Source organism: Nocardia sp. NPDC102475, from assembly GCF_055584605.1.
Genome location: NZ_JBVJLS010000071.1, coordinates 1 through 1447, shown reverse-complemented (window position 1 = coordinate 1447; position 1447 = coordinate 1). Strand labels below are relative to the sequence as shown.

Here is a 1447-nt window from a genome sequence, read left to right as displayed (position 1 = left end):
CCCCGACGCGGCACCGAGCAGTCTCGACGCCCAGACGATCCCACCGGCTGGCATCCTGCCGCCGAGCGGGCCGACGGCACTGGGCGGCGCGATACCGCCCAGCGGGCATGGACCATCGAATACCAATGCAGCATCGGGACCCCCGACACCGCCACCCGCGATGTCCGGCGCGCAGCCCACCGACAACGACCAAACCCTCAGCGATCCAGAGGAATTCCCCGATCGGATCGGCACGGTCGTAACTCCACCGATGCCCAGCTACGTCCCAGCACAACCGCAAGTCGACGAATACCCCAACAAAACACCCGACGAATACACCAAACCACCGGGCACCACCTACAACATCCCCGGCCAACCCGACACACCGGACGGCCCACCCCCCAACGCGATTCCGATCGTCCCGCACCCGACCACACCGGCGGTGCCGGAAAGTCGACCCGCGATCCCCCTCACCGACCGACCACAGGTCCCGATCCCGGACACCGCCATCCCCGGCGCGCCCGCCGAAGACGACCAGGACCGGCAGAAGCCACGCGTACACGACTCCGAACCACCCCTGCCCCGCCACTTGAACAACCCGGCACCACACCTGCCCGCGACACCCGCCGAACACCCCACCGAACTCAACCCACCCAACCACTACGCCACCACACCCAACCCCGAAACACCCGGCGCCCCAACCGACCCCACCGCCGCCCCCCAACTCAACCGCGACAGCACCCAATACATCCCCGACCCCACAGTCCAGCCCACCCGGGGCGGCGCTCCCGCCACCACGCTCACCGGCCCATTGCCGGAACCAGTGGTAGCGGCACGCCCCGTCCCGATGGCATCGGCCGCAGCCAACAACCCCAAGAAACCCAAACCGAAGAAACAGTCGGAGCCACCCCAAACACCACCGCCACACCCCACGGCCGAACCGCCGCCAACGCCCGCCCCCGGAACGCCGAACCCCGGTCAGCGCAGCAGGCCGTCGACGCCAGCCATCCGCGAACAGTTCATCGTCCGCCGAGACGGCGAGGATACCGGCGTAGTAGGTGAGGAAGGAGAGCGAGTCCGCCCCGCCGGACGTGCCCGCGCATGGGTGCGATCGCTGCCGCAGAAGTTCCCCTGGCTCACCGAAGATCTGATCGAAACCGCGATACTGCTGGTTTCGGAGACGGTGGCGAATTCGCTGCGGTGGACCGCAGACGAGGTCGCGGTCACCCTCACCGTGACCGACTCCGACGATATCCGCAACGTCCGGTTCACGGTCACCGACAAAAGCCCAGTCATCCCAGAAGGCACCGATATGCCCGACTGGGATGCCGAACGCGGCCGCGGCGGACCGTTGGTAGACATGCTCTCTGCCGACCACGGAACCGTCGTGCAAGACAACGGCACCGGCAAATCCACCTGGTTCGAACTGCATCAGCCACCCGGTGCCGCATCAGGTCTCGGCATCCCG

Annotated in this window: 1 protein-coding gene; it reads left to right on the top strand. The window is 67.5% G+C overall.

Translation table 11 applies throughout. The features are described from left to right. Positions 1 to 160: 160 nt before the first annotated feature. A partial coding sequence (locus ACZ60G_RS44090; protein WP_465818392.1) for an ATP-binding protein occupies positions 161 to 1447 on the top strand: 1287 nt, incomplete at its 3' end.